Genomic DNA, 584 nt, shown 5'->3' with positions numbered 1-584 from the left:
CTGACTGTCTGGAGCGTTGAACCGGCCAATATTACCTTGTGGGTACCTGATGTATCAAAGTTCTCCTCTTCGTTGGAATAATAGCTTACATACGTGGATTTTTGCGTAAAATCGCCCTTTAATGTCATGGTGCCTGCCGTCAGGTAAGTGTCATGATCTTTAGTGCTGTCCATTACAAAATCGCCGTCAACCTGAACTGTATCTGCGGCGTTGAGCATTTTTAATATCCCGCTGCTGTAGGTGTATACACCTTCTTCAGTACCTGGCGTTTGGATCTGGTAGTCTCCGTTTACAATTAATGCGCCACCGTTGACATTTAACGTCCCGCCGGAATGAATCAGGTTTCCTTCGACTGTCAAGGTGTGGCCGTTTAGATTGATGGTACCACTTTTCAATTCAAAATCATCGGCAATAGTTTCATCGAAAGTCAGGGTCCAGGACATATTTAAATAATTCAGATTATTCATTGTACAGCCGTTTGACGTTATGCCGCTCCAGCAGACATCTGTCAGGAAAGTGATGCCTTCTGCAGACCAGTTCTTAATCTCAAGCATGTTGAAATGAGAATAGGAAGAACTGGGATT

The 584-nt window shown here is 43.8% G+C and carries 1 protein-coding gene; it reads right to left on the bottom strand.

Features of this window, described 5'->3' with window-relative positions; all coding sequences use genetic code 11:
* Window positions 1-584: hypothetical protein (locus tag HXW94_RS18890; RefSeq protein ID WP_218576825.1), on the bottom strand; the 584-nt coding region annotated here is incomplete at both ends.

The sequence above is a fragment of the Desulfobacter latus genome (assembly GCF_013389365.1).
Taxonomy (GTDB): Bacteria; Desulfobacterota; Desulfobacteria; order Desulfobacterales; family Desulfobacteraceae; genus Desulfobacter; species Desulfobacter latus.
This window is presented reverse-complemented; position numbering and strand designations above follow the sequence as displayed.